This is a genomic window from Nonomuraea cavernae, from assembly GCF_040655715.1.
GTDB lineage: Bacteria > Actinomycetota > Actinomycetes > Streptosporangiales > Streptosporangiaceae > Nonomuraea > Nonomuraea cavernae_A.
Genome location: NZ_JBFAKL010000039.1, coordinates 43,766 through 68,531 on the forward strand (window position 1 = coordinate 43,766; position 24,766 = coordinate 68,531).

The 24,766-nt window shown below is 67.4% G+C and carries 26 protein-coding genes, 1 tRNA gene and 2 pseudogenes; 17 read left to right on the top strand and 12 right to left on the bottom strand.

The window, feature by feature from the left end; genetic code table 11:
* Nucleotides 1–68: 68 nt before the first annotated feature.
* From mshA to AB0I38_RS37245, 3 genes are read left to right on the top strand one after another with little or no spacing between them, the layout of a single operon-like run.
* Nucleotides 69–1,346, top strand: a complete 1,278-nt coding sequence (mshA, locus tag AB0I38_RS37235) for a D-inositol-3-phosphate glycosyltransferase (RefSeq protein WP_436838818.1) — start codon at nt 69–71, stop codon at nt 1,344–1,346.
* Nucleotides 1,347–1,356: 10 nt separating this feature from the next.
* Nucleotides 1,357–1,839, top strand: a complete 483-nt coding sequence (locus AB0I38_RS37240) for a YbjN domain-containing protein (protein WP_358493275.1) — start codon at nt 1,357–1,359, stop codon at nt 1,837–1,839.
* A 26-nt stretch (nt 1,840–1,865) separates the two neighbouring features.
* A complete protein-coding gene (locus AB0I38_RS37245) occupies nt 1,866–2,609 on the top strand; it encodes a phosphoglyceromutase (protein ID WP_358493278.1) in 744 nt (247 codons plus the stop codon).
* Between the two features lie 6 nt (nt 2,610–2,615).
* Here the strand turns inward: AB0I38_RS37245 and phoU are convergent, their stop codons facing one another.
* Complete coding sequence (phoU, locus tag AB0I38_RS37250) at nt 2,616–3,269, bottom strand: phosphate signaling complex protein PhoU (protein WP_358493281.1); 654 nt, start codon at nt 3,267–3,269, stop codon at nt 2,616–2,618.
* A 123-nt stretch (nt 3,270–3,392) separates the two neighbouring features.
* Between phoU and AB0I38_RS37255 the strand changes: the two genes are divergently transcribed.
* Together AB0I38_RS37255 and AB0I38_RS37260 are read left to right on the top strand one after the other, a co-directional pair.
* Nucleotides 3,393–4,571, top strand: coding sequence for a sensor histidine kinase (locus tag AB0I38_RS37255; protein WP_358493285.1), 1,179 nt, complete (start codon nt 3,393–3,395; stop codon nt 4,569–4,571).
* Nucleotides 4,568–5,260: a response regulator transcription factor gene (locus AB0I38_RS37260; RefSeq protein WP_358493287.1), complete on the top strand. Its 693-nt coding sequence runs from the start codon at nt 4,568–4,570 to the stop codon at nt 5,258–5,260. The genes AB0I38_RS37255 and AB0I38_RS37260 overlap by 4 nt, the downstream gene beginning before the upstream one ends.
* A gap of 108 nt (nt 5,261–5,368) precedes the next feature.
* On the opposite strand, the gene AB0I38_RS37265 is transcribed toward AB0I38_RS37260, so the two are convergent.
* A complete protein-coding gene (locus AB0I38_RS37265) occupies nt 5,369–5,953 on the bottom strand; it encodes a copper chaperone PCu(A)C (RefSeq protein WP_358493292.1) in 585 nt (194 codons plus the stop codon).
* A 240-nt stretch (nt 5,954–6,193) separates the two neighbouring features.
* On the opposite strand from AB0I38_RS37265, the gene AB0I38_RS37270 reads away from it, so the two are divergent.
* From AB0I38_RS37270 to AB0I38_RS37285, 4 genes are all read left to right on the top strand, one after another.
* Nucleotides 6,194–6,676: a CarD family transcriptional regulator gene (locus tag AB0I38_RS37270; protein WP_043624891.1), complete on the top strand. Its 483-nt coding sequence runs from the start codon at nt 6,194–6,196 to the stop codon at nt 6,674–6,676.
* A gap of 17 nt (nt 6,677–6,693) precedes the next feature.
* Nucleotides 6,694–7,161, top strand: coding sequence for a 2-C-methyl-D-erythritol 2,4-cyclodiphosphate synthase (gene ispF / locus AB0I38_RS37275; RefSeq protein WP_358493299.1), 468 nt, complete (start codon nt 6,694–6,696; stop codon nt 7,159–7,161).
* A gap of 155 nt (nt 7,162–7,316) precedes the next feature.
* On the top strand, nt 7,317–7,628 hold the full coding sequence (locus AB0I38_RS37280; RefSeq protein WP_358493304.1) for a GlsB/YeaQ/YmgE family stress response membrane protein: 312 nt from the start codon (nt 7,317–7,319) through the stop codon (nt 7,626–7,628).
* 97 nt (nt 7,629–7,725) lie between these two features.
* Complete coding sequence (locus tag AB0I38_RS37285; protein ID WP_358493374.1) at nt 7,726–8,001, top strand: GlsB/YeaQ/YmgE family stress response membrane protein; 276 nt, start codon at nt 7,726–7,728, stop codon at nt 7,999–8,001.
* A gap of 87 nt (nt 8,002–8,088) precedes the next feature.
* Here the strand turns inward: AB0I38_RS37285 and AB0I38_RS37290 are convergent, their stop codons facing one another.
* Complete coding sequence (locus tag AB0I38_RS37290; RefSeq protein ID WP_358493308.1) at nt 8,089–9,513, bottom strand: DUF2637 domain-containing protein; 1,425 nt, start codon at nt 9,511–9,513, stop codon at nt 8,089–8,091.
* 53 nt (nt 9,514–9,566) lie between these two features.
* Between AB0I38_RS37290 and AB0I38_RS37295 the strand changes: the two genes are divergently transcribed.
* The 4 genes from AB0I38_RS37295 (at nt 9,567) to AB0I38_RS37310 (ending at nt 12,570) form a co-directional block, all read left to right on the top strand.
* Nucleotides 9,567–9,953, top strand: a complete 387-nt coding sequence (locus AB0I38_RS37295; RefSeq protein WP_358493311.1) for a PPOX class F420-dependent oxidoreductase — start codon at nt 9,567–9,569, stop codon at nt 9,951–9,953.
* Between the two features lie 43 nt (nt 9,954–9,996).
* Nucleotides 9,997–11,388, top strand: coding sequence for a cysteine--tRNA ligase (cysS, locus tag AB0I38_RS37300; RefSeq protein WP_358493317.1), 1,392 nt, complete (start codon nt 9,997–9,999; stop codon nt 11,386–11,388).
* A gap of 129 nt (nt 11,389–11,517) precedes the next feature.
* Complete coding sequence (gene rlmB / locus AB0I38_RS37305; RefSeq protein ID WP_358493322.1) at nt 11,518–12,477, top strand: 23S rRNA (guanosine(2251)-2'-O)-methyltransferase RlmB; 960 nt, start codon at nt 11,518–11,520, stop codon at nt 12,475–12,477.
* Nucleotides 12,478–12,497: 20 nt separating this feature from the next.
* Nucleotides 12,498–12,570 (top strand) — tRNA-Thr (locus AB0I38_RS37310).
* A gap of 269 nt (nt 12,571–12,839) precedes the next feature.
* Here AB0I38_RS37310 and AB0I38_RS37315 read toward each other — a convergent pair.
* The 3 genes from AB0I38_RS37315 to AB0I38_RS37325 form a co-directional block, all read right to left on the bottom strand.
* Nucleotides 12,840–13,568, bottom strand: a complete 729-nt coding sequence (locus AB0I38_RS37315; protein WP_248966144.1) for an SDR family oxidoreductase — start codon at nt 13,566–13,568, stop codon at nt 12,840–12,842.
* A gap of 352 nt (nt 13,569–13,920) precedes the next feature.
* A complete protein-coding gene (locus tag AB0I38_RS37320; RefSeq protein WP_358493329.1) occupies nt 13,921–14,400 on the bottom strand; it encodes a hypothetical protein in 480 nt (159 codons plus the stop codon).
* A gap of 318 nt (nt 14,401–14,718) precedes the next feature.
* Nucleotides 14,719–15,183 carry a hypothetical protein gene (locus AB0I38_RS37325; protein ID WP_358493332.1) on the bottom strand — a complete coding sequence of 155 codons (465 nt, stop codon included), beginning with the start codon at nt 15,181–15,183 and terminating at the stop codon, nt 14,719–14,721.
* Nucleotides 15,184–15,406: 223 nt separating this feature from the next.
* Here AB0I38_RS37325 and AB0I38_RS37330 point away from each other — a divergent pair, with 223 nt between their 5' ends.
* The gene (locus tag AB0I38_RS37330) at nt 15,407–16,075 is read left to right on the top strand and encodes a hypothetical protein (RefSeq protein WP_358493335.1); all 669 of its coding nucleotides are present in this window, start codon (nt 15,407–15,409) and stop codon (nt 16,073–16,075) included.
* 153 nt (nt 16,076–16,228) lie between these two features.
* Here the strand turns inward: AB0I38_RS37330 and AB0I38_RS37335 are convergent.
* Nucleotides 16,229–16,711 (bottom strand): annotated as a pseudogene (locus AB0I38_RS37335) (transposase); the annotation flags it as partial.
* A 47-nt stretch (nt 16,712–16,758) separates the two neighbouring features.
* Between AB0I38_RS37335 and AB0I38_RS37340 the strand changes: the two are divergent.
* Nucleotides 16,759–18,858, top strand: coding sequence for an ISAzo13 family transposase (locus AB0I38_RS37340; protein WP_358493338.1), 2,100 nt, complete (start codon nt 16,759–16,761; stop codon nt 18,856–18,858).
* Between the two features lie 9 nt (nt 18,859–18,867).
* On the opposite strand, the pseudogene AB0I38_RS37345 reads toward AB0I38_RS37340, so the two are convergent.
* Nucleotides 18,868–19,632, bottom strand: a pseudogene (locus AB0I38_RS37345) (IS256 family transposase); the annotation flags it as partial.
* A gap of 481 nt (nt 19,633–20,113) precedes the next feature.
* Here AB0I38_RS37345 and AB0I38_RS37350 point away from each other — a divergent pair.
* The gene (locus tag AB0I38_RS37350; protein ID WP_358493341.1) at nt 20,114–20,731 is read left to right on the top strand and encodes a DUF6461 domain-containing protein; all 618 of its coding nucleotides are present in this window, start codon (nt 20,114–20,116) and stop codon (nt 20,729–20,731) included.
* A 288-nt stretch (nt 20,732–21,019) separates the two neighbouring features.
* On the opposite strand, the gene AB0I38_RS37355 is transcribed toward AB0I38_RS37350, so the two are convergent.
* On the bottom strand, nt 21,020–21,628 hold the full coding sequence (locus AB0I38_RS37355) for a TetR/AcrR family transcriptional regulator (protein WP_358493346.1): 609 nt from the start codon (nt 21,626–21,628) through the stop codon (nt 21,020–21,022).
* A gap of 9 nt (nt 21,629–21,637) precedes the next feature.
* Nucleotides 21,638–22,546 carry an alpha/beta fold hydrolase gene (locus AB0I38_RS37360; RefSeq protein WP_358493350.1) on the bottom strand — a complete coding sequence of 303 codons (909 nt, stop codon included), beginning with the start codon at nt 22,544–22,546 and terminating at the stop codon, nt 21,638–21,640.
* A gap of 193 nt (nt 22,547–22,739) precedes the next feature.
* Here AB0I38_RS37360 and ispF (AB0I38_RS37365) point away from each other — a divergent pair, with 193 nt between their 5' ends.
* Entirely contained in the window at nt 22,740–23,270 is a 531-nt protein-coding gene (gene ispF, locus AB0I38_RS37365) for a 2-C-methyl-D-erythritol 2,4-cyclodiphosphate synthase (RefSeq protein ID WP_358493354.1), read from the top strand.
* A gap of 544 nt (nt 23,271–23,814) precedes the next feature.
* On the opposite strand, the gene AB0I38_RS37370 is transcribed toward ispF (AB0I38_RS37365), so the two are convergent.
* Together AB0I38_RS37370 and AB0I38_RS37375 are read right to left on the bottom strand one after the other, a co-directional pair.
* Entirely contained in the window at nt 23,815–24,108 is a 294-nt protein-coding gene (locus tag AB0I38_RS37370; RefSeq protein ID WP_358493359.1) for a hypothetical protein, read from the bottom strand.
* 400 nt (nt 24,109–24,508) lie between these two features.
* Nucleotides 24,509–24,724 carry a hypothetical protein gene (locus AB0I38_RS37375; protein WP_358493362.1) on the bottom strand — a complete coding sequence of 72 codons (216 nt, stop codon included), beginning with the start codon at nt 24,722–24,724 and terminating at the stop codon, nt 24,509–24,511.
* Nucleotides 24,725–24,766 lie beyond the last annotated feature (42 nt).

Consider the following 24,766-nt stretch of genomic DNA (forward strand, 5'->3'; position numbering starts at 1 on the left):
GCTGTCACCATAAATCGGGAATGTCGGAAAGATCTGCGTAGTTGTAACTCGCTTGGAGGTGGTGTCGGGTGAGGCGACGACGGGTCAACCGGGTCGCGACCATCAGCATGCACACGTCGCCGCTGGATCAGCCGGGCACCGGCGACGCGGGCGGGATGAACGTGTACATCGTCGAGTCCGCGAAACGGCTCGCCCAGCTGGGCGTGGAGGTGGAGATCTTCACCCGGGCCACGGCCAGGGACCTGCCACCGGTCGCCGAGCTCGCCCCCGGGGTCCTGGTCCGCCACCTGACCGCCGGGCCGTACGAGGAGTTGAACCGGGGCGACATGCCCGGCCAGCTGTGCGCGTTCCTGTCAGGGGTGCTGCGCACCGAGGCCATGTACGACCCGGGACGCTACGACGTCATCCACTCGCACTACTGGCTGTCCGGACAGGTCGGCTGGCTGGCCAAGGAACGCTGGGGCGTGCCGCTGGTGCACACCATGCACACCATGGCCAAGGTCAAGAACCAGCTGCTGGCCCGTGACGACAAACCCGAACCGCAGGCCCGCGTGGTGGGCGAGGAACAGGTCGTGGAGATCGCCGACCGGCTCGTGGCCAACACCACCGACGAGGCCCGCGAGCTCATGGAGCTGTACGGCGCCGCCGAGGAGCGCGTCGCGGTCGTGAACCCCGGCGTCAACCTCACCGTTTTCCAGCCCGCTTCACAGGCCGCCGCCCGGCGACGGCTCCGGCTGCCGAGAGACGCCCGCGTGCTGCTGTTCGTGGGCCGGATCCAGCCGCTCAAGGCGCCGGACGTGCTGCTGCGCGCCGCCTCCCGGATGCTGATCGACGACCCCTCGCTGCGCGGCCGGTTGGTCGTCGCCTGCGTGGGCGGCCCCTCCGGCAACGGCCTGGCCCGGCCGTCCATCCTCACCGAACTGGCCGCCGAGCTGGGCATCTCCGACGTCGTCCGGCTGGTGCCACCCGCGCCGCAGCACGAGCTGGCCGACTGGTACCGCGCCGCCGACGTGACCGTCGTGCCCTCCCACAGCGAGTCGTTCGGCCTCGTGGCCCTGGAGTCCCAGGCCTGCGGCACCCCGGTCGCCGCGGCCGCCGTCGGGGGGCTGCGCACCGCCGTACGGGATGGGGTGTCCGGCGTGCTGGTCGACGGCCACGACTCCGACGCGTGGGCGAGCGTGCTGCGCCGCTTCGTCACCTCGCCCCGCTGGCGCGACAGCCTGTCGACGGGCGCCCGCGCGCACGCCGCCGGCTTCGGCTGGCAGGCCACGTCCGCGCACCTGCTGGAGGTCTACGCCGACGCCGTCGCCCACCTCCACCCGGTGCCCGTCGCGATCAGCTCGTAGGCTGTACGTCATGCGCGAAGTCGTCGAAGCCGCACTCAAGGCCGCGGACGTCTCCTACGACGAGCCGCGACCTGGGGCGTTCCTGGTGAAGCTGCCCGGCCAGCACAAGCTGGCCACCATGACCTGGCTGATCGTCGGCGAGCAGGCGCTGCACATCGAGGCGTTCTTCTGCCGCCAGCCCGACGAGAACCACACCGAGTTCTACCGGTGGCTGCTCGGCAAGAACGGCGGCATGTACGCCGTCCACTTCTCGCTCGACGACGTCGGCGACGTCTACCTGGTCGGGCGGCTGCCGCTCTCGGCCATCACCGAGGACGAGGTCGACCGTGTCCTCGGCTGCGTGCTCACCTATTCCGACGACTGGTTCGACCGGGCGCTGGAGCTGGGTTTCGCCTCCTCGATCAGGCGCGAGTGGGAGTGGCGGGTCAAGCGGGGCGAGTCGCTGGCCAACCTCCAGGCGTTCGCGCGCTTCGCCGACCCCGACCGCCCCTGACCGACACGAACCATAGGATTGGCCCCATGGCGACTTTGGTGCTGCTGCGACACGGCGAGAGCGACTGGAACGCGAAGGGCCTGTTCACCGGCTGGGTGGACGTGAGCCTGTCGGCCAAGGGCGAGGACGAGGCCCGGAGGGGTGGCGACCTGCTGGTCGAGGCCGGGGTGCGGCCCGACGTGGTGCACACGAGCCTGCTGACCAGAGCCATCCAGACGGCCCAGCTCGCGCTGGGTGAGGCCGGCCTGGAGTGGCTGCCGGTGCACCGCTCCTGGCGGCTCAACGAGCGCCACTACGGCGCGCTGCAGGGCAAGAACAAGGCGCAGACGCGCGAGGAGTTCGGCGAGGAGCAGTTCATGCTCTGGCGGCGCTCCTACGACGTGCCGCCGCCCCCGATCGCCGACGACGACGAATACTCCCAGGCCGGCGATCCCCGCTACGCCCTGCTGCCTCCGGAGCTGATGCCCCGCACCGAGTGCCTCAAGGACGTCGTCGACCGCATGCTGCCCTACTGGTACGACGCGATCGTCCCCGACCTGGCGGCCGGCCGCACCGTTCTCGTCGCGGCCCACGGCAACTCCCTGCGGGCCCTGGTCAAGCACCTCGACGGCATCGGCGACGACCAGATCGCCGGGCTCAACATCCCGACGGGCATCCCGCTGCGCTACGAGCTCGACGCCGGCTACCGCCCGCTGCGGCGGGGCGGCGAATACCTCGACCCCGAGGCCGCCAAGGCGGCCATCGAGGCGGTGGCCAACCAGGGCCGCTGAGCGGTCTCAGACCCTGTCGGCGGGGCGTGAGCCGGTCACCATGTAGACGACCGACTCGGCGACGTGCACCGCGTGGTCGGCGTAGCGCTCGTAGTAGCGCCCGATCAGCGTGATGTCGATGGCCGGCTCCACCCCGTGCTGCCACTCCTTGGCCAGGATGTCCTTGAACAGCCGCCGGTGCAGCCGGTCCATGGCGTCGTCGTCCTGGTCGAGCTCCATGGCCGACTCCACGTCCCGCGACGCCACGCAGCTGCCCGCCTTGGTGACCAGGTTCTCGGCGATCTGCCCCATCTCCACGATCGTGGAGCGCATCTCCGGAGGGATCGCCGAGTCGGGGTGCCGCAGCCGCGCGACCTTGGCCACGTGCACGGCCAGGTCGCCCATGCGCTCCAGGTTGGTGGCCATGCGCAGCCCGGTGATGACCATCCGCAGGTCCACCGCCACCGGTTGCTGCCGGGCCATCAGGTCGAAGATGGACGTCTCGATGTCGTCGAAGACCGCGTTCACCACCTCGTCGCGCGAGATGACGCTCTCCGCGAGCTGGAGGTCGGCGTCGAGCAGAGCGGTCGTGGCCCGGGAGATGGCCGAGCGGACAAGCCTGGTCATCTCCACCAGCTTGTCGGTCAGGGAATCGAGTTCCTCGTGGTACGCGTCGCGCATGCCGCCACCGTATTCGCGGGTCGATGAACGAACTTCGACACCAAGATGAACTTTGCGGGAAGGCACCCTTCATCCCCTGGTGAGAGGTCTGTCGCCGGGGATCGGCCGCCTACCATCGAAGACATGAGTGAGATGGCCATGAGCTTCGCGGCCCTGGCCGGCTTCGTCGTGGGCGCTCTGGCTGTGCTCTTCTACCGCAACCAGATCGAGGCCCCCCGCCGGGCCGAGACGCCCGGCGAGACCGATCCCGCCGTGCTGCCGCAGGGGATCGCGTCGGTGCTCGCCGTGCTGCCGTCCTCGGCCGTGGTGCTCGACGCCCACGACCGCGTGCTGCGCGCCAGCTCGGCCGCGCGCGCGTTCGGTCTGGTCAAGGGCGACCGGCTGATGGCCGCCGAGCTCCTTGCCCTGGCCCGGCAGGTACGAAGGGACGGCGAGATCCGCGAGACCGAGATCGACGTGGCCGGCCACAAGTTCGGCCACGAGACCACCGACTTCGCCGTCCGCGTGGCCCCCCTCGGCAGTCACGGCCAGGTGCTGGTGCTCGCCGAGGACCAGACCGAACGCCGCCGGGTCGAGGCGGTGCGCCGCGACTTCGTGGCCAACGTCAGTCACGAGCTGAAGACCCCGGTGGGCGCGCTCAGCCTGCTAGCCGAGACCGTACAGGACGCCGCCGACGACCCCGAGGCGGTCACCCGCTTCGCCGGCCGGATGCAGCACGAGGCCGCCAGGCTGACCTACCTCGTACAGGATCTGATCACGCTGAGCCGGATCCAGGGCGCCGAGGCCATCCCCACCCCCGGCCAGGTGCCGATCGACGAGGCCGTCCACGACGCCATCGACTACTGCAACACCCGTGCCGGGGCCAAGGACATCACCCTCGTCAGCGGCGGCACCGAGGGCCTGCGCATCTGGGGCGACGAGGAGCTGCTCGTCACCGCGCTGCGCAACCTCATCGACAACGCCATCGCCTACAGCCCCGAGCACACCCGGGTCGTCATCAGCACCAGGCCCGCGGGCGACTCCGTCGAGATCAGCGTCAGCGACCAGGGCATCGGCATCCCCGAGGAGGCGCTGGAGCGCATCTTCGAGCGCTTCTTCCGCGCCGATCCGGCCAGGTCCCGCGCCACCGGCGGCACGGGGCTCGGGCTGGCCATCGTCAAGCACGTCGCCGCCGCCCACGCGGGCGAGGTCTCCGTCTGGAGCAAGGAAGGCTCCGGCTCCACCTTCACCCTGCGGCTGCCCGCCTTCGGCGGCACCGCGGTGGCCGTACCACCCTCGACTCCCCTGGAGGCCGCCCAATGACCCGAGTGCTCGTCGTGGAGGACGAGGAGTCCTTCTCCGACGCCCTGTCCTACATGTTGCGCAAGGAGGGCTTCGAGGTCTCGGTCGCCGCGACGGGGCCCGAGGCGCTTGAGACGTTCGACCGCAACGGCGCCGACCTGGTGCTGCTCGACCTCATGTTGCCCGGCCTGCCCGGCACCGAGGTGTGCCGCTCGCTCCGCCAGCGTTCCAAGGTGCCCGTCATCATGCTGACCGCGAAGGACAGCGAGATCGACAAGGTCGTGGGCCTCGAACTGGGCGCCGACGACTACGTCACCAAGCCGTTCTCGTCACGCGAGCTGGTCGCCCGCATCCGCGCGGTGCTGCGCCGCCAGGGCGACGCCGCGGAGGAGCTGGAGAGCGCCGTGCTCGCGGTCGGCCCCGTCCGCATGGACGTCGACCGCCACGTCGTGGCCGTGCGGGGCGACCAGGTGCAGCTGCCGCTGAAGGAGTTCGAGCTGCTGGAGGTGCTGCTGCGCAACGCCGGCCGGGTGCTCACACGCGGCCAGCTCATCGACCGCGTCTGGGGCGCCGACTACGTGGGCGACACCAAGACCCTCGACGTGCACGTCAAACGGCTGCGCGCGAAGATCGAGCCGGACCCGTCCAACCCGCGCTGCATCCTCACCGTGCGGGGGCTCGGCTACAAGTTCGACGCCACCGACGGCTGACGGGTCCTTGCTCCGGGCGCGGCGCCGCGCGCTCGACTTCAGGCCGGGCCGAGCCGCATGATCTGCGGCCTGAGCTCACGCCGGCCCCGGAGCAAGGGTTGTCGCGGGTCAGTGAGCGGCTTCTTCGGCATGCTCGGCCGGCGGCGTGGGCGTGGGCGTCGGGGCCGGGGTGGCGCCGGGCGCCGCGGGATACTCGGCGAACTCGCGGCTCCGGGTGACCACAGGGACGTTCATCGACACGCGCCCGGCGTTGGCGAACTGGAGGTCCAGTTTGACGCTCTCGCCGCCTCTGAGGCTCTTGGAGAGGCCCTCCACCATGATCTGAGGCGTGGGCTTGCCGGTGTTGACGAGCTCGTTGACGGGCAGCTGGATGGGTGCGGTCAGCTTCACCGTGCCGAGGTCGCCGACGGAGACCGCCTGCAGGGTGTCGGCCTTGTCCGCGGTGTTGAGGATGTTGAGATAGATCGGGGCCGAGCCGCGCCACGCCAACTGCGCGCCGGAGTCGGGGCCCAGGACGAAGGCCTGCGGGATGTGGATGTCGCGGGCGCCGTAAACACCCGCCTCGATGAGTACGCCGGCCTCGTTGGGGGCGTACGCCTTGTTGGTGTCGGCGTTGAATCCCGCCGAACAGCCGGCGACTACGGGGGCCACCAGGAACGCGGCGGCGGCGACAATCCAACGACGGCTGGTCACGGGCGGGTTCTCCTTGGTTCGCGCGTGCGTGTTCGGGCAGCGCCTACCATATCGACCCGTTTCCATGGTCATATCCGCGCCCCCGCAGGTCATTAGGTATGTCCGCATATGCGATTCATAGAGTTGACCGCTTGTCAACCCCTAATATGCGGCTTTGACCTGCAGTTATGGTGATTTCACTGTTCCGGGAGCCTGTGGATGCGTGGTACTCTGGAGTACAGCGGAAGGGGTACTTGTCACATGACTTTCCAGGTCGGCGACACTGTCGTCTACCCCCACCATGGGGCTGCTCGGATCGAAGCAATCACGAAGCGATCCATCAAGGGTGAGGAAAAGACCTACCTGGTGCTCAAGGTCGACAAGGGCGACCTTACCGTCCAGGTGCCAGCGGAAAACGCGGAACTTGTCGGCGTGCGTGATGTTGTCGGTCAAGAAGGCCTTGAGCGGGTTTTCGATGTCCTTCGCATGCCGCACACGGAGGAGCCGACCAACTGGTCCCGTCGTTACAAGGCAAATCTGGAGAAGCTCGCCTCGGGCGACGTCAACAAGGTCGCCGAAGTCGTTCGGGACCTGTGGCGGAGAGATCGCGAGCGCGGTCTGTCCGCGGGCGAGAAGCGCATGCTCGCGAAGGCGCGGCAGATCCTGGTGAGCGAGCTGGCTCTCGCCGAGAAGACCAATGAGGACAAGGCCGAAGCACTGCTCGACGAGGTCCTCAACTCCTGAATACGAACTTTCCACGGGTGGGCGTCGGTGTCGACGTCCACCCGTTCGCTTCCGGTCGCGAGCTCAACCTCGCCGGTCTGTACTGGCCCGGTGAGATCGGCCTCGCCGGCCATTCCGATGGCGACGCCGCCGCCCACGCGGCCTGCGACGCCCTGCTGTCCGCCGCCGGCCTCGGTGACCTGGGCGGCCTGTTCGGCACCGCAGATCCGCGCTGGGCCGGCGCCTCGGGCGTCACGCTCCTCCAGGAGGCCGCGCGCCAGGTGCGGGCCGCCGGTTTCGAGATCGGCAACGTGGCGATCCAGGTGATCGGCAACCGGCCGAAGCTCGCGCCACGCCGGGTCGAGGCCGAGCTGGCGCTCGGTGCGGCTCTGGGGGCCTTCGTCAGCCTCAGCGCGACCACCACCGACGGGCTCGGGCTGACCGGGCGCGGCGAAGGCATCGCGGCCATCGCGACGGCGCTCGTGGTCAACCTTTCGACGTCCTGAGGCGTCCTTTTCAGGGATCCGTTGAGGGTATCCCGGCGGGTGCGGCCTCCGGCTCGCCGAGTAATGGGGCGACGGTCCGTCACTGGCGCGGTACGGACCGTCGCTTTCCTCATGCGTAGTGTGGTGATTTGTCGGGTACTTCCCTTTTTAGGCAGATGAACGTCTCGGGGGGAGTACACATGATCGGCGCGATTGTCTCCGCGATCATCATCGGCGCCATCGTCGGTGCGCTGGCACGGTTGCTCGTGCCAGGCAAGCAGCACATGTCCATCGGCCTGACGCTGATCGTCGGCATCGTGGCAGCGCTGATCGGCACGCTGATCGCCCACGCGTTCGGCCTGGCCGACACGAAAGGCATCGACTGGATCGAGCATCTGCTCCAGTTGGGGCTGGCGGTGATCGGTGTGCTGTTCGTCGTCCGGATCGGCATCACCCGAGCAGGAAGACCAGGACGAACCGACACCTGACCTGCGGTTTTGGATGACGATTGCATAATCGTCCGTTACGGGGTACTGACCTTTCCGTGAAGGTGAACGGCTCACCCTCATGGGGAGGTTTCGTACCATGACAATCCAGTCAATCCTTGGCGCCATCGTGATCGGCGCCGTCATTGGCGCCATCGGTCGTCTGCTGCTTCCCGGCCGGCAGGCCATCGGGTGGATTCTTACCATCGTCGTCGGCATCGGCGCCGCCCTGCTGGGGACGCTCATCGCGCAGGTTATGGGAGTCGAGACGACCTCGGGCATCGACTGGATCGAGCTGGTCATGCAAGTCGTCCTCGCGATCGTCGGTGTCGGCCTCGTCGCCGGACTCAAGCGCGGTAGCGGCACGCGAGCCTAGCCACCACCAAGACATACGAAAGACCCGCCCGGGTGACCGGGCGGGTCTTCGTGCTGCCTGTCGTTCCTCCCAAGGGGAGGGCGCTGCTCATTCCTCCGGCGGGAGAGGGGTGCTGCGGAGGCGGCCGGCGGGAGCGTCGGTTGCCGGACGGTCGGGCCCGTCCGTGTCGTGAACGACCGGGTGGGGAGCGGTGTCCTCCATGTCGCCGCCACGCGGCCGGCCGTCGGTGGTGTCGGCGGCCTCCGGGCCGTGCTCCGGGTCGGCGTCGGCCGTCCCCTCGGCCGACTCGGTGAACACGCGTACGGGCTGGGTGTCGACGTCCCTGTCGGCCGGGGTGCGCGGGTGCACCAGAACGTCGGTCGGCTTCACCCGATCACCCCACCGCACCGGGCGGCGCTCCCGCGGCTCCTCGGCCACCGCGGGCTCGTCCTCCGCCGCGGAGGCGTCGGCCGCCGAAGGCGGATGCTCTGTCGCGGTGGCGTGCTCCGCCGAGGACGGGTGCTCCGTCGCGGTGGCGTGCGCCGCCGTGGGCGGACGCTCCGTCACGATGGCGGGTTCGGACGTCGACAGGTGCTCCGACGTGCGCGGCTGCTCTGCCGTGATGGCGGGTGCCGGCTCGGACGCCGCCTTCCGTCCGCCCTGCGGCTCGGCGAGGTCGTCGGTCTCGTGGGCGCCGCTCTCGTGGATCTCGGTCTCGTGGGCGTCGGTTTCGGGAGCGTCGGGCTTGCGGACGGCCGACTGGCGGGCGCCTGTGTGGTGGGCCGTGTCCCCATCCCGGGCGCTCTCAGACTCCCCCTCGCCACCGACGGGCACGGAAAGGCCCAGGGGGGTGTGCGCGGCCTCGTGCGTGCGTACGGCGGGCTCTGAGGCGTCGCCGGCGACACGCGCGGGCTCCGAGGTGGACCAACTCGTCACGCGCTCGGAGATGGGCGGGGTCTCGGGGGCCGCCGTGGGGCCGACGACCGGGGTGGGCTCCAGCACCGGCTGGGCCGTAGGGACGAGCGGGGGAGGCGCCTCGGCGGCACCGCCCCGGTGGAACGGCACCAGATCGTGCTCGGCCGTACGGTCGTCATCGTGGGTGACGGAGGTGCGGCGGTCCTGGACGTGCTTGATGAGCAGTAACCACAGCCACAGGGCGAGCGCCAGCATGACCCACGGCGCGACGGCCACGCCCACGGCGGCCGGTCGCGGCGCGACGTCCAGCCCGAGCGCGGTCGTGACGTTGACCGCCCCGGCGGCCACGATGAGCAGGACCAGCACGGTCGCCGTCTGGACCCGCACCAGCAGCCGGGCCGAGCGCAACAGCAGCAGGCTGATCAGCGCGACCACCAGGAGCGCGTCGAAGGCCGCCGGATAGAGATAGGCGAGGTCGGCCCGGGCCTCGCCCCGGATGGCGAGCGCCCGGAGGTCGTCGAAGGAGAGCGCGCACGCGGCCCCGGTCAGGGCGGCGACGGCGACGCCGGCCAGGGCGATGCCCAGGCGGCGCAGAGTGGTGGGGGGAGTCACGTCCATGGCGGTTCGAGCCTACAGAACAATGGAGGCCACGACCGATCAAGGAGGAAGAGATGGCCGAGCTGTCCGAGGATGTCCGGGCACTGTTCGACGCCCCCAACTACGCCACGGTGACCAGCCTCAACCCGGACGGCGGACCGCAGAACACGGTGGTGTGGGTGCGTACCGACGGTGACGACGTGATCTTCTCCACCGCGGCGGGGCGGCAGAAGCCGCGTAACTACGAGCGCGACCCCCGGACCAGTCTGCTGATCATCGACCCGGCCAATCCCTATAGGTACGCGGAGGTGCGCGGCCGCGTCACGCTGGAGGACGACCCGGAGGGCGACCTGATCCAGGAGCTCTCGCTGAAGTACACCGGAAAGCCGTGGGAGGACAAGCCGGGGGTCAAGCGGCTGATCGTGCGGGTCAGACCCGAAAGGGTCACCCTGCGCGGGTGATTATCAGGCATGCGAGGGCGGCTGAGGCGTTAGCCTTTGGTACGTGAGCCTGCACATCTACGACACCAGCGCGCGCACCATCCGCGAATTCGTTCCGGTCGAAGCCGGCCGGGCGTCGATCTACCTGTGTGGGGCGACCGTGCAGGCTCCTCCGCACATCGGGCATATTCGCTCGGGTGTCAATTTCGACGTCCTCCGGCGTTGGCTGACGCGTTCCGGATATGACGTGATGTTCTGCCGCAACGTCACCGACATCGACGACAAGATCATCAGGGTCTCGGCCGAGGAGGGCGTGCCCTGGTTCGTGGTGGCCGAGCGCAACCAGCGAGCCTTCACCTGGGCCTACGACACCCTCGGCTGCCTTCCGCCGACCGTCGAGCCGCGCGCGACCGGCCACGTGCCGGAGATGATCACGCTGATGGAGCGGCTGATCGAGCGGGGCCACGCCTACGCCTCCGGCGGCGACGTCTACTTCGACGTCCGGTCCTACTCCGAGCGCTATGGCAAGCTCTCCAACCAACTGCTGGAGAACATGCGGCCCGCCGCCGACACCGACGACGAGTCGTGCAAGCGCGACGCCCGTGACTTCGCGCTGTGGAAGGGCGCCAAGCCCGGCGAGCCCACCTGGCCCACCCCGTGGGGCCCCGGCCGTCCCGGGTGGCACCTGGAGTGCTCGGCGATGGCGACCAAATACCTCGGGCCGACGTTCGACATCCACGGCGGCGGCATCGACCTGATGTTCCCGCACCACGAGAACGAGATCGCGCAGTCCCAGGCGGCGGGCGACGGGTTCGCCCGCTACTGGATGCACAACGGCATGCTCAAGATCGGCGCCGAGAAGATGAGCAAGTCGAGCGGCAACTCCCTGCTGATCCCCGAGATGGTGCAGAAGGTCCGGCCCGTCGAGCTGCGCTACTACCTGGCCGCGCCGCACTACCGTTCCTCGATCGAATACTCCGAAGAGGCGTTGCAGGAGGCCGCGGCCGCCTACCAGCGCATCGAGGGGTTCGTGACGCGGGCCGCCGAGGTCATCCACGACGTCGACGCGCACGCGCCGCTGCCCCAGGCGTTCGCCGACGCCCTCGACGACGATCTCGGCACCCCGCAGGCGCTCGCCGTGGTGCACGAGGTGGTGCGCGAGGGCAACGTCGCGCTGGCCCACGGCGACAAGGAGGCGGTGGCGCGACTGCTGGCCGAGACGCAGAACATGCTCGACGTGCTCGGTCTCGACCCTCGCTCACCGCAGTGGCGTTCGGCCGGCTCCGACCTGAAGCCGGTGGTCGACACATTGGTGGCGGTGGCGCTGGAGCAGCGCAAGGCAGCTCGTGAGCGTAAGGACTACGCGGCGGCCGACGCCATCAGAGACCGGCTGGCGGCGGCGGGCATCACGGTCGAGGACACGCCACATGGGGCCCGCTGGGAGCTCAGCCGCTAGTCGACCGGGGCGGCGCTGCAGCGGATGGCCTCGAGCCTGCCGCTCAGTCGTGGTGCAGCCCGTCCCGGTTGCGCCGGCCTTCGGCTCGAAGGGCGTGAGGGGGGTGGCGGCCCGAGTACCCTTGATGCCATGGCAGCTGGGGGTAGGGCGTCGGGCAGACCCGCGAAGAAGAAGGGCCCGTCCAAGGGCACCGGAGGTCAGGGACGCCGGGGGCTCGAGGGCAAGGGGTCGACCCCGCCCGCGGAGATGCGCCACTGGTACAAGGACAAGGCGCGCACCGAGCGGATCTCCCGCGAGGAGCGAGGCGGTCGCCGCCCCGCGCCCACGCGGCAGAGGCGCTCCGAGGACGCCCCCGAGTACATCGGCGGGCGCAACCCCGTGCTGGAGGCGCTGCTCGCCGGGGTGCCCGCCAACGCCCTCTACGTCGCCCAGCGCATCGACAACGACGACCGCGTCCGCGACTCCATCAAGATCGCCACTGAGCACGGCATCGCCCTCCTGGAGTCCAGCCGCGACAAGCTCGACCGGCTCACCGAGGGCGCCATCCACCAGGGCATCGTCCTGCAGATCCCGGCCTACGACTACGCCCACCCGTCCGAGCTCGTCGAGCTGGCCCACGACGCGGCCGAGACGCCGCTCGTCGTGGCCCTCGACGGCGTCACCGACCCCCGCAACCTCGGCGCCATCGCCCGCTCGGCCACCGCCTTCGGCGCCCATGGCCTGCTCATCCCATCCCGCCGCGCCGCCGGGGTCACCGGAGGCGCCTGGAAGACGTCCGCAGGGACCCTCGCCAACCTCCGGGTGGCGCGTGCCGCCAACCTCACAGCCGCGCTCCGCGAATACCGCGACGCCGGGCTGTTCGTCGTCGGCCTCGACGGCGACGGCACCACCGACATCGGTGACGCCGACCTGCTCACCGAGCCGCTGGTCGTCGTCGTGGGCTCCGAGGGCAAGGGGCTGTCACGGCTGGTGCGGGAGCAGTGTGACGTGCTGGTACGCATTCCGATGCAGGCGGCCACGGAGTCGTTGAACGCGGGAGTGGCTGCCGGGGTGGCGTTGTACGAGGTCGCTCGTCACAGGCGTCAGTGACCCTCTAGACTGGTGGCCGCGCCGACGTAGCTCAATCGGCAGAGCATCTGTCTTGTAAACAGAAGGTCAGGGGTTCGATTCCCCTCGTCGGCTCTGCAACTCAGAGGCCCCTGAACAGGCATTACGCCGTCAGGGGCCTTCTGCTTTCCGATCTTCAACCGGTGTCTTTGGCGTCTGTGGGAGCCACCGGAGTTGGTTAGCCGAGGAGAGCGCTGGAGATGGCCTCTGTGGCCGCGCGGCGGTCGCTCTCCAGGAGGTGTAATGGTGACGTCGGGTATTGGAACTGTCCGAATGCCTCTAGTCCGGAGCCGCCGGTGTGCGACCCGGGAGCCGACGTCAGCCTTGCTTGAGTATGCGAGCGCTCAGACCTGTTCGAAGTGGAATGCTTTGATGAAGCAGTCACGGGGCTGGGTGACTGCGAAGAGGATGCACTCCACGAGCGACTGTGCGGTGAGGGCGTCCTTGGCCTCCCGTGGTGTGGACTTCCACTCCTCAGAGAGGGGGTCGGTGTTGTCGAAGTCGGGCGGGTAGAGCGATATCACCCGGACTCCCTGGGGCCGCAGGCGCTTGGAGAGAATCTCGGTGAACCCGGCTTGGGCGCTCTTGGCTGCGTAGAAGGCGTCGTGCGCGTCCGAGCGGTGATGTCCGGCCGTTCCGCAGGCAGAGACCATCGTCACCACATCCGGCTTGTCCGAGTTGAGCAGGAGAGGGAGGAAGTTCTTCACGGTCAGGACCGTGCCCGTTGCGCCGGATGCGATGGTGTCGACGACATCGGCGTCGGAGGCTGACTGGAGGTCCGGCCCTTCGAGGTAGCGCGAGCCGTTGTTGATCAGGATGTCGACGCGGTCGGTGTGCTGGGTGACGCCGGATGCGAAGTCGCGGATTGAGGCGGGATCCGTCAGGTTGCAGGCATAGGCGTGGACCTGCCGATGGCCTCGGTCCCGGATCTCATCGCGGACACGCTCAGCGGCAGCGAGGCTGCGTGCGGACAGGAAGACCTCCGCGCCGAGGTCTGCGAGCCGGATGGCCAGAGTTCGCCCGAAGTCGCGGCCGGCAGCAGTGATGACAACGCGATGGTCGTCGAATCTCATGGTTTCGCTCCTTGTTCGTGGACCGGCTGTTGTTGCGGTGAAGTGCGTCGGCTGACTTCGGCGGCGTAGTTGGGGTACTCACGGTCACTCGACCGCCTCTGACCTGCACTGCCGTTTTCCCAGTTCAGGGCACCAAGACCAGTAGCCGGTTCCCAAGCTGATAGCACGGGAAGATGCTCTTGTAGGAGATCTCTGCTGTGCCATTAATGATCACATCGTCCGTGGACGTATCCTTCCGGTCCTGATGATCATGCGGGACCAGTTCCAGGAAGACCGGCGATGGGCGTTGGTCCAGGCGGGGCTGAACGATGGCCCTCCGAGCTGCTAATGCGGTAGGAGCGTGACTCATAGCTCATGCGGTCTCTCCTGAGTTTTCCAACTCCTCAAGGAGTTGGAGCATCGCCGCACGGATCTCGTCTTCGATCTGCGCACGCTTCGCGGGACGGTCCTCCCACGCCGATTGCAGGCTGAGGAACCTCATCATGATCTCTGTCGTGGGTGGCCAAGACTCGGAGACGTAGCAGGACTGCCAGTAGATCTCGTGAGCAGCCGTATCAAGGGACATCTCGCCTTGCAGCGCCCACCGCGCGGCCATCGCCATCATCCGACGACGCGCCTCCTCCACATCCGGAACCGGCGAGCCCAGCTCCTCCATGGCCAGGTAGAAGAGATCACGCGCTTCCCGAACCTCATGCGAGAACAGGCCCGCCAGCTCGCGCAGCGCCGACGAGTCCACCCCGCGTGCCAGTGCTTCGGCCGCGAGCATCGGCAGCTCGTCAGAGAGCATGTCCTCCAGGACGAGCCTGACCGCGGCCTCTTCCAGTCGTTCCACGCCGTCACCTTACGATTGCCCAGCCAGCGACTCGTACGGCTCGCGATCGGGCCTGGGCGGGGGCAGATGATGAGGGCGGGTCTTGGGAGCCACCCGGGCGGACGATCACGAACTGAGCCGAACGGATCTGAACTGCCGGGTGGCTGCTGACCGGCACGACGAACCGTTCTGAACGATCCTGAAGATCGTTTGGGGACCTTGTGAACAGAAGGTCAGGGTTTGGATTCCCCTCGTCGGCTCCGCTGGTAGAAGGCCCTTTCCCGTGATTGGGGAAGGGCCTTTTCGATCTCGTACAGCGGGGTTGTACAGCAACCGGCACTAACCGAAGACGTCCTGCCCGTCGCGACCTGCGGGGTCCATGGCGAGCAGGCTCTCATGAAGACTCTGTACGGTCCTGCCAGTGAGCTCGCCTGACGGCGTGGTTTCCATGAGGCGCCAGCCAGGGGTGTCCATGGGCGCGTCGTCGTCACGGCCGTGGGCAGTGAGGCTATGAAGGAGACCGAACGCCGTTTCATAGGCAGCCACCTGGGCGATCCGGGCAAGGTCGGTAGGGTCCGCGCCGTCGGCGAGGAGCCGAGCAGCTGCGGGAATGTCTTCCAGCGCGCCTGGCGCGGCCCAGCTATTGATCAAGTCTGGCCATATATGCCGCAGTGCCAGGAAGCGAGCTAGCTGAGGTAAGTCCTCTGAGATCTCTGAGACAGCCCATCCCTGAGGATCATCGGCACCCAGTGTCGCGAAGAGGTTCTGCAAGGTGAGCACCGCAGCGCGATCGGTTTCGTTCATCCCGTTATCTCAGCATGGCACGCGATGCGAAAAGGCACTGCGGGCGATTGGCGGATTTTGAGGGCCTTTTCGCATCCGGGTCGGGTTATGGGGCGTTCTCCAGGCTTGCATTGAGGCGAGCAAGGGCGTTGCGGGTTTCCAGGCTGGGGATCTGGGTGCTGGTAGTCCCATGCCTTTCGGAATGACACAGGGGATGTCGCTGGCATCCGGTTGGATAAGGCTCATGACTGCTCACGATGTGGCCCGGCTGCTGCCCGATATCCCGGTGCTCCGCGATCTGTGCCGGTCCATGGCGGTACTGGAGGCCGTCATGAGCCCGGAATGGTCCAGCCGCTACCACTCCTTCGACGCGGGCTGGAGCCCTGGAGAGGAGATGGCCTCAATGCGCAACGACTCGGGAGACGAATACTCCATCGTCTTCTCTGCGGCGGGCGCGTACATCCGCGGCTTCGCCCACGAGGCGGTGATGAGCCCGTACGGCAACGACGGGCCGTGGCCGGGGGTGCTCGACTCCGTCCCCGAGGTCGTCCGCCACTGTGTGGAGGAGCCGGCGTTCTGCGACGAGGATGGCATGCCGGTCGTGACCGCTTGCCTGTGGCGTGAGGTCGGTGATGACTGCTGGCGGGTGGGTGAGATTGACTACCCTGACGACGTGAGCGATCCCGATGGGGCGGCGTACCTGTTCGCAAGGCTCATTGATCCGTCTCCGGAGGCGTTCCAGCGGTTCGCGAAGGACTACTACGAGGTACCCGTGGATCTCGATGCGGTGCGACACATCTATGCCCTCCGTCCGCTGACGCAGGCGGTGGTCACCGCGCTAAACGCTGATCTTGCCTTCAAGGACCTCGCCGATGACCTTGCGGCAGCCCGGTATCCGTCCGTTGCCAGCTGACAAGCTGGAAGGACAAACGCGGCCTTCCTCAGCGGCGAACCGAGTGGCAATAGCGCCGAAGCACGTTGGGCAGAGCGCTGTACAGCAGCGCCGCACAGCAGGCCATGCCCAGGGAGGTGGTGTTTGAGAAGGCCACCCATAATCCGGTGACTATTAGGAGGCAATAGCCTCAATGTTCACTTTAGCATCGTTTGTCTCATTTCCGGAATCGGTCGTCTTCCGGCATTCGGTGAGGACCTCCAGGCCCATGTAGCGGCGCTGCTCGGTCCATTCGTCGTTCTGTTCGGTCAGCACGGCGCCGACGAGCCGGATGATCGAATCGCGGTTGGGGAAGATCCCGACCACATCGGTCCTTCTCCTGATCTCTTTGTTCAGGCGCTCCTGGGGGTTGTTGGACCACGTCTGGCGCCAGACCGCCTTGGGGAAGGCGGCGAAGGCCAGGATGTCCTCGCGCGCCTCGTCCAGGTGCTCGGCCGCCTTCGGATACTTGGCCTCCAGCGCCTGTACGACATGACGGTGCTGGGCGTAGACCGACGCGGCGTCGGGCTGCTCGAAGACAGTGCGCAGCATGGTCGCCACCCATGGCTGCGCCGTCTTCGGAACGCGGCAGAGCAAATTCCTCGCGTAGTGAAGCCGTAAAGAAATAAGGCGTTGCTTTCCGATCTTGAACTCGTTGACTTGGTATGGGCATACCGAGCGAGGTCCGCGATCAGCTCGTCTCGCGGTTCAGGGTGCTGTTTCCGCACCTGAACGAGCGACAGCGGCGTCTGGTGATGGGGCAGGAAGCTCGGCAGCTCGGACATGGTGGGGTGCGGACGGTGGCGGCGGTGGCCGGAGTGTCCGAAACTACGGTCCGCACCGGGGTGTTCGAGCTGGAGGCCGGCGAGGATCCGCTGCCGGACGGCCGCGTCCGTCGTCGTGGCGGAGGTCGCAAGGCCGCCGAAGCTCAGGACCCGGATCTCGTGCCAACACTGCTGGCGCTGGTGGAGCCGGATGAGCGCGGGGATCCGATGTCGCCGCTGCGCTGGACCACCAAGTCGCTGCGCGATCTGGCCCAAGAGCTGACCGGGCAGGGCCATCCAGTCTCGGCGCCGACGGTGGGCCGGCTGTTGAAGAAACAAGGCTTCAGCCTGCAGGCCAATGCCAAGACGCTGGAAGGCAAGCAACACCCGGACCGGGACGCGCAATTCCATTACATCAACGAGCAGGTCAAGGCCCATCAGGCGGACAGCGAGCCGGTAATCAGCGTGGACACGAAGAAGAAGGAGCACCTGGGCGATCTGCCGAACGCCGGCCGGCAGTGGCGGCCCAAAGGCGATCCGGTCCAGGTCGAGGACCACAGCTTCTTCTTCACCGGCCCGGACGTGCCACACGCAATCCCGTACGGGATCTACGACGTGGCCAACGACACGGGCTGGGTGAACGTCGGGATCGATCACGACACCTCGGCGTTCGCGGTGGAGTCGATCCGGCGCTGGTGGCGCGGCCGTGGCAGCCTGGACTACCCGAACGCGAACCGGCTGCTGATCACGGCGGACTGCGGGGGCTCCAACAGCTATCGCTACCGGTTATGGAAGGCCGAACTGGCCGACTTCGCCGCTGAGACCGGGCTGGCGGTGACCGTCTGCCACTTTCCGCCCGGCACCAGCAAGTGGAACAAGATAGAGCACCGGCTGTTCTCGCACATCACCATGAACTGGCGCGGCAGGCCCCTGACCAGCCACGAGGTCGTGGTCAACAGCATCGCTGCGACCCGCACCCGCACCGGGCTGACCGTCGCGGCCGAACTGGACACCAACGCCTACCCGCTGGGCGTGTCGGTGTCCTCCGAGCGGATGAGCATGCTGCCGATCGTTCCGCATACCGAGCGCAGCGCCTGGAATTACACGATCTGCCCGGCGGACGGCGACCGGCACCTGCCCTTATGTGATGATCGGGCGCGTATCCGGTCCGAAAGCCTGCACGCTCTGGCCGATCCCCGGCTGACCGGGATGACCCGGAAAGAGCTGAACGAGCTGGCTGCGTCGTTGGCCTCGGATCAAGCGGCCCTGGCCGAGCAGCGCAACTTCGAAATCCGCGGTGGTCCACGCCGACAGGCCAAGGCCAACCACGGGCGCCCCCTGCTCACCGCCGCTGACAAGGTCCTGATCGCCATCGTCTATCTCCGCCAGATCTGCTCCCAGCGCGTCCTGTCGGAGATGCTCGAGATCAGCCAGCCCCCGATCGGTCAGGCGGTCACCGAGACCGGCAAGCTACTGGCCGCCCGCAAACTCAAGATCGACCCCACCGTGCTGCGCTTCACCAGCGCCGGTGCGCTTCGCGATTTCCTGGAAAGTAACACCGTCCCGACACGGCCGAACCGGCTGGCGCTGCTCGGAGATCCGGCACTGACCGGGATGAGCCGCCCGGAACTGGCCGCACTGATCGAGCGGCTGTCGCTGTGGCAGGCCGCCGAGGCCGAGCAACGCAAGCATCGCCAGCGCGGCGGTGACCGGCAGGCCGGCGCCCGCGGAGGCATCTTCCAGGAGAAAATCACCGACGCCGAGCGCGTCCTGGCAGTCATCCTCGGCATGCGCAAAGTCTGCACCTGGGAAGTCGTAGCAGAGCTGTTTCAAGTGAGCCGACGAACCATCGGCAACGCCAAGATCTGGGTCCGCCCGCTGCTGGAGGAGACCGGCTACGCCGTCACCCGATCCGCAACCCGATACTCCAGCGCCGACGCGCTCCTGAACGCCATCACGCCGCACGACAACAACCCACGTGTCACAAAATCGACACCTTGATTCTTTACGGCTCCAGTGAGTTCGACACCTCTGCCAGGACGCGCCGGGCAGGGTGGAGGCGATCGCGTCGCGCAGCCCGGCGTGGCAATCGGAGGTGACCATCGCCACCCCGGACAGGCCCCGGGCGACCAGGCCGCGCAGGAACGCCAGCCAGCCCGCGCCATCCTCGCTGGAGACGACGTCCAGGCCGAGGATCTCCCGCTGGCCGTCGGCGTTGACACCGGTGGCGACCAGGGCGTGCACCGTCACCGTCCGGCCTCCCTCGCGCACCTTCTGGGTCAGCGCGTCGATCCATACAAAGGTGTAAGGGCCGCCGTCCAGCGGCCGGGAGCGAAACTGCTCCACCATGCCGTCGAGCTCGGCGGCCATCGCCGAGACCTGCGACTTGGACAGGCTGGTGATGCCCATCGCCTCGGCCAGCTTCTCCACCCGCCGGGTCGAGACGCCCAGCAGGTAGGAGGTCGCCACCACCGTGGTGAGCGCCCGCTCGGCCCGGCGCCGCTTGTCCAGCAGGAAGTCCGGGAAGTAGGAGCCTTGCCGCAGCCGGGGCACGGCCAGCTCGATACTGCCGGCGCGGGTGTCCCACGGGCGGGTGCGGTAGCCGTTGCGAGTGTTGAGCCGCTGATCCGACACCTCGCCGTAGCCGGCGCCGCACAACTGCTCGACCTCGGCGTCCATCATCCGCTGGGCGAACTCGCGGATCATCGTCCGGAGCAGGTCCGGGCTCGCCGCGGCGAGGGTGTCTTCCAAGTACTCCCCGGCAGCGGGCACAATGTCATTGACGGCCACTTCGTCCCCTTCGGGTTGATATGAGCGAATCGAAGGATTACGGAGTGGCCGTCTCTTGTCACATGGATCTCTCCCGCACCACAGCATGGGCTAGATCACCCGCACACCATCTCCCTGGACGTGAACGCACAGCAACACCGCCATACCCGATCGCGCTCTACCGGCCAGCATTGCGTCCCGCTCTGATGCCTTGCTGTCGAAAGAGGTAAATGGGGTATATGGACGGCGGAGCTGTGGGACGAGGTCCTGATCGAGGCACAGTGCCCCTCCATAGACGGGCATGGACGGGCGCGAAATCCCTTGTAAGCAGAAGGTCAGGGGTTCGATTCCCCTCGTCGGCTCTGCAGTTCAAAGGCCCTTCAGGATGATTCTGAAGGGCCTTGTTGATCTCCGTACAGCAGCTTCTCCGACTTCTGTCGGTCCTTTCTGCGGCGATCTTTTCCTCGCCATGGTCGATGGAGTAAGCGTGGTTGATGATGAGGTTGCGCGTGAGGCATACCTGCACTACAGGCAGTTGCTCGATGGCAGCTGGATGGGAGAAGCCATCTGCTGGACGGTGTTCGTGCCCCACGACGGATCTGCGTTAAGTCTTGCGGAGATCGGTGAACGGGTGAGCGGGACGGGGCAGTACGAGGTCTACGAGACGGACACCTTCGAGCATGAGGAGGTGTTCATCGATCTGTCGGATGACGCGCCCTGGGGGATGCTCGTCGATCGTCCGGATCAGCACGTAGCCCTTTTCGAGCACAACGGGTTTCAGTGCGTTGATTCACCGGTGCTTCCCCGGCTGAGTGTGGGTGGGCGAGCCTACAGCGCTTACTGGAATGTCAACGCCACCAATCGCGTCAGCTTTGCCGTCGATGGCGAGATGGTGCTGTCCTTCAACGCCATGTACGCCGAGGAGGCGGTGGGGCTGCCAGGTTGGGACCGGTGGCCGCACGTGCAGGCCGTTCTTCCCTATTTCGATTGGAAAAAGGGGGAGAGCTGGCGGGCGGCCGCTCTGACTGCCGTTGAGCTCGCCCCAGGAGTGAGGCTGAGTGAGGAGTGGGTCAACGAGGCGCCGTCCTTCCTGATGGGCTGCTAGAACGAGACTCTTCACCTTCGCGGCATGTCGTGCGTTGCGACGCCGTCTCGCCGGCCTTCCCGCGGCCGAAATCGCCGCGCGAGTTCGACGCCGACGTTGACGTTGACCGGCCGTCATCCACACGCTGGCCAGCTGCGACTGGGTGCGCAAGCACCAGCCGCTGTGTCTGATCGGTGATTCCGGGACGGGGGACTGAAGAACTGCTGATCAGACGACGGTCGCTGCGACGCCCGGTGCCGGCCGCGAACGCCGCTGGCTATGTCCCTCAACCGCGGTGGTCCCGCTGGGTCAAGCCGTTGCCGGCCCGAACAGACGGTCCAGGCGGTAGTCGATGATCTCGGTGGCGGCTTCGTGGCTGCGCTGCCCGCTCAGGACGCTGGAGGTCAGGCCGTTGGCGAGAGCCAGAAGGCTGGCGACTTCGGTACGCGGGTCACGATCGGGGGCGATGTCCCCGGCCTGCTGCGCGGCGGTCAACCGTACGGTGAGGTAGTTCTCCAGTGCGTTGGGCAGGGTGAGCCCGACCGCGGCGAGTGCCGGGTCGGTGAGGGCGGCGGTGTAGTAGGCGGTCCAGGCCATGGAGTCCAGTGTGCTCTGCTCGTCGAAGGGCAGGATCGTGCCGAGGACGGCGGCGAAAGCGCCTCGGGGTGTCAGCTCGCCCGCCGCGGCGGTGGCTCGCTGCTTGACCCGGCGGTCCATGCGGGCCCCCAGCTCGGTGAGGCCGGACTCGAGCAGAGCCTGCTTGTTCGTGAAGTAGTACTGGACGACGCGCAGCGAGACCCCGGCCTCGGCGGCGATCTCACGCATCGACACTGCTTGCAGGCCGCGGGTGCTGGCGATGCGCAGCAGCGCCTCGGTCAGGTGGCGCCGCCGCTCTTCATGATCCACCTGTTTGGGCATGCTGGTTTCCTAGCTGTGCTTCGGCGATGTGATGACGGGTCGCGCCTGGCTGGGAAAGCTCAGGATCCGCTCGACGACCAGGTCCGGAGCCTCGACGGGCAGCGAGTGTCCGGTGCCGGGCACGATCTCCACCCGCCACGACGGCGCGATGTCGGCCAGTCGCGTGGCCAACGCCTGCGCGTCGTGCAGCGTGCTGCGGGCGCCCAGCAGCACCTGTACGGGCACGGACACCTCGCGTATCTGCTCGTCGGTGTAAACGGACGGGATGGGCACGCGCCGACGGAAGGAAAAGCCTGCCCGCATCAGCTCCACCAGCGCGTCCTCGCGCAGCACGCCGTTGCCCGCTGCGCCGGAGAGACGGCGTCGCAACGCACGAGGGAGCATGGAGACGATAGCGCCGACGGTGGCCCACCGGATGAACCGCCCGGTTATCGGCGCGAATCCGCCCGGATCCACCAGCGTCAGCGCCGCGACTCTGCCGCCTCCGCCGAGTTGCTGTTCCACTGCGGCCCAGGCGCCGGCTGAGAAACCCGCCAGGTGTGCGCGCTCGGCGCCGACCGCGGCCAGGACGTCGGTGAGCCAGCCCCCGACGTCGGCACCGGACTCGAGCGGCTGCCTCTGGACCGAGCGGCCGGGCTCGCCGAGCGGGTCGACGACGAGGACAGGACGCGTGCGCGCCAGCGGCTCGACGTAGTGGTACCAGGCCAGCGTGTTCCCGCCGGCACCGGCCACGAGGACTATGGGATCTCCCGTCGCGGGCCCGGCCCGGTGGATCCGCACACTGCCGGCGCGGGTCTCCACATCGAAGGCGTCCACCGGCACCGGCCACAGCTCGCCGAGTAACCGGTCATAGACGGCGTAGTACTTGTCACGGGCAGAGTCGCTGGTGAAGGCGGACGGCCGGTCAGGAATGCGCATGGTGACCTCATCTCCTGAATGGATACAGTCGTATCCTATCAAGTGGTCAGCGAACCGCGGTCCGGGGCCGTCAGGTCGGGTATCGGTACTGTCCGAATGCCTTGCCCTTGGACGATGAGGCCAGCCGCCAGTGCGCCATTCGGTAGTGTCGGTGTCCTGCCGATGGCTGCTTTCCAAGGAGATCAGCGCCCCGATGACGACCCCGTATGATGACGCGCCGCCTGCCTGTTGCCAGCTGCCCCGGGTCGGGACCGGGGTGGACATCCATCCGTTCGCGGCGGGACGGCCCTTGCGTCTTGCGGGGTTGGACTGGCCGGACGAACCGGTGGGTCTAGCCGGGGAACCGGATGGGGACGTCGTCGTTCATGCCGCGTGCAACGCGCTGCTGACAGCGGCGGACCTCGGCGACTTGGGCGCCCACTTCGACACATCCACCCCGGAATGGGAGGGTGCCGCTCCGACCGTGTTGTTGGCCGAGACTGCCCGGCTGGTCAGGAACGCCGGATTCAGGATCGGCAATGTGTCGGTCCAGCTGATCGGCGAACGCCCCAAACTGGGCCCTCGCCGGGGGGAGGCGCAAAAGGTTCTCACGGCCGCGCTCGGCGCCCCGGTATTCCTCGGCGCCGCCACTCCCGAGGGGTTGGGCTGGATCGGCCGTGGCGACGGCCTGGCGGCCATCGCCAACGCTCTGATCGTTGAGGTGTCGAGCGTCAACGGCGGCTGATCTTGCTGACGGCGTTGCTAACAACGTTCCTGGACGCCGGTGTACGTTCTTGGAAGCCGATCAGGACGAGCATGTGCCCATGACGGTGGTAGACATCCGTGGACGGTCTCGAAGTCCCTCGTAAACAGGAGGTATGGGGTTCGATTCCCCACGTCGGCTCCACCGTTGAAAGCCCCTGACCAGGTGATATGCCGTGAGGGGCTTTCGCGTTGCGGAGCGTGCTGGAGGAGGTGGGGAGAAGGCCTCACGATCAAGCCTGTTCGAGGGCTGGGCTCATCCGGTCAGAACAGGACGATCCGGGTGAGCAGCACCTGCTGATTCTTCCGGTCGATCCGATACTCCGCGATGCCGAATCCCTTGGGGATGAGGATCTCCCGCCAGTCGGGATCGGCGCCGACCTGGTCGCTTGCCGTCAGCCATGGGTCCTAGCAAATGGCGACTGTGAGCGCAGCCACAGTCGAGAACACTTCCGCCGAGACCGATGGGTCAGCGAGTGTTTCAGCTACGACCTCCGAAGGTACGACGGGCCATAGGTCATCCTCGCTCACTGAGCGGCCCGCTCCTGTCGGCGACGGAGGACTTGCTCCATGGTCGTGGCCGGCAGAGTCCCGGCTTCGGCTGCTGCTCGGATACGGTCACGGTCCGGATCGGTGTCCAGCATGGCCCGACCCCACCAGGCGTTGAGCACGCCATCCAGTTCGGTGCCCTGATGAGCTTCAAGAAGTTCGGCAAAGAACTGCGCACGGCGGCTGCCGCGCAGCGCGCCGGAGATGCCGCCGATCGTCCTCGGCACCTTGGGATGGTCCGGTGTGCCACCGTGGACAGGCTGAGCGCTCATGACACCACCTTTCACGCTGTCAGCCTACGTCTTGATCTCAACTACTCGCAGGATTCCCGTAGGCCAAAGAAGAGTGTGCCCGTGATCGTCTACCAGGCGTATACCGAGCATGAGCGTCCGGATCGCGCATCCAGGATCTGGTGACATTCGACTCCGAATATTAATGATCTTGCTAACGCGGATGCTAACAACGGTTTCGGAAAGGCATGGATGCGTGTGGACGGCGGAGCTGCGGGAAGAGGCCCTGATCGAGGCACAGCGCCCCTCCATAGACGGGCATGGACGGGCGCGAAATCCCGTGTAAACAGAAGGTCAGGGGTTCGATTTCCCTCGTCGGCTCTGCAACCATAAGGCCCCTGAACAGGCATTAAGCCGTCAGGGGCCTTGTGCTTTCCGATCTTCAACCGGTGTCTTGGGCGTCTTCGGGAGCCACCATGGGAGCCATCGGGGCCTGTTTCGCCAGGAGAGCGGTGGAGATGGCTTCGGTCGCGGCGCGCCGGCCGAGGACTTCGGACACGACGTGAAGCGGCGTGCCTTGGGCGAGCATGAGCGATGCGCCAGAATGAATCGCCCCGGGTTCGGTGGAGACTTGATCTCTTGAGAGGATCGAGTCCATGCCAGGTAAGTCTCCCTACCCCGCCGAGCTGCGCCGCCGAGC

Excerpts from the sequence above, each read along its gene's own strand:
- AB0I38_RS37270 (WP_043624891.1), top strand. The coding sequence starts at position 6,194 with ATGACTTTCCAGGTCGGCGACACTGTCGTCTACCCCCACCATGGGGCT.
- rlmB (WP_358493322.1), top strand. The coding sequence starts at position 11,518 with ATGGCAGCTGGGGGTAGGGCGTCGGGCAGACCCGCGAAGAAGAAGGGC.
- AB0I38_RS37285 (WP_358493374.1), top strand. The coding sequence starts at position 7,726 with ATGACAATCCAGTCAATCCTTGGCGCCATCGTGATCGGCGCCGTCATT.
- AB0I38_RS37240 (WP_358493275.1), top strand. The coding sequence starts at position 1,357 with ATGCGCGAAGTCGTCGAAGCCGCACTCAAGGCCGCGGACGTCTCCTAC.
- AB0I38_RS37260 (WP_358493287.1), top strand. The coding sequence starts at position 4,568 with ATGACCCGAGTGCTCGTCGTGGAGGACGAGGAGTCCTTCTCCGACGCC.
- AB0I38_RS37280 (WP_358493304.1), top strand. The coding sequence starts at position 7,317 with ATGAACGTCTCGGGGGGAGTACACATGATCGGCGCGATTGTCTCCGCG.
- AB0I38_RS37355 (WP_358493346.1), bottom strand. The coding sequence starts at position 21,628 with ATGCCCAAACAGGTGGATCATGAAGAGCGGCGGCGCCACCTGACCGAG.
- ispF (WP_358493354.1), top strand. The coding sequence starts at position 22,740 with ATGACGACCCCGTATGATGACGCGCCGCCTGCCTGTTGCCAGCTGCCC.
- AB0I38_RS37375 (WP_358493362.1), bottom strand. The coding sequence starts at position 24,724 with ATGGACTCGATCCTCTCAAGAGATCAAGTCTCCACCGAACCCGGGGCG.
- AB0I38_RS37360 (WP_358493350.1), bottom strand. The coding sequence starts at position 22,546 with ATGCGCATTCCTGACCGGCCGTCCGCCTTCACCAGCGACTCTGCCCGT.
- AB0I38_RS37245 (WP_358493278.1), top strand. The coding sequence starts at position 1,866 with ATGGCGACTTTGGTGCTGCTGCGACACGGCGAGAGCGACTGGAACGCG.
- AB0I38_RS37255 (WP_358493285.1), top strand. The coding sequence starts at position 3,393 with ATGAGTGAGATGGCCATGAGCTTCGCGGCCCTGGCCGGCTTCGTCGTG.
- phoU (WP_358493281.1), bottom strand. The coding sequence starts at position 3,269 with ATGCGCGACGCGTACCACGAGGAACTCGATTCCCTGACCGACAAGCTG.
- AB0I38_RS37340 (WP_358493338.1), top strand. The coding sequence starts at position 16,759 with ATGGGCATACCGAGCGAGGTCCGCGATCAGCTCGTCTCGCGGTTCAGG.
- AB0I38_RS37290 (WP_358493308.1), bottom strand. The coding sequence starts at position 9,513 with ATGGACGTGACTCCCCCCACCACTCTGCGCCGCCTGGGCATCGCCCTG.
- AB0I38_RS37315 (WP_248966144.1), bottom strand. The coding sequence starts at position 13,568 with ATGAGATTCGACGACCATCGCGTTGTCATCACTGCTGCCGGCCGCGAC.
- AB0I38_RS37330 (WP_358493335.1), top strand. The coding sequence starts at position 15,407 with ATGACTGCTCACGATGTGGCCCGGCTGCTGCCCGATATCCCGGTGCTC.
- AB0I38_RS37325 (WP_358493332.1), bottom strand. The coding sequence starts at position 15,183 with ATGAACGAAACCGATCGCGCTGCGGTGCTCACCTTGCAGAACCTCTTC.
- AB0I38_RS37295 (WP_358493311.1), top strand. The coding sequence starts at position 9,567 with ATGGCCGAGCTGTCCGAGGATGTCCGGGCACTGTTCGACGCCCCCAAC.
- AB0I38_RS37370 (WP_358493359.1), bottom strand. The coding sequence starts at position 24,108 with ATGAGCGCTCAGCCTGTCCACGGTGGCACACCGGACCATCCCAAGGTG.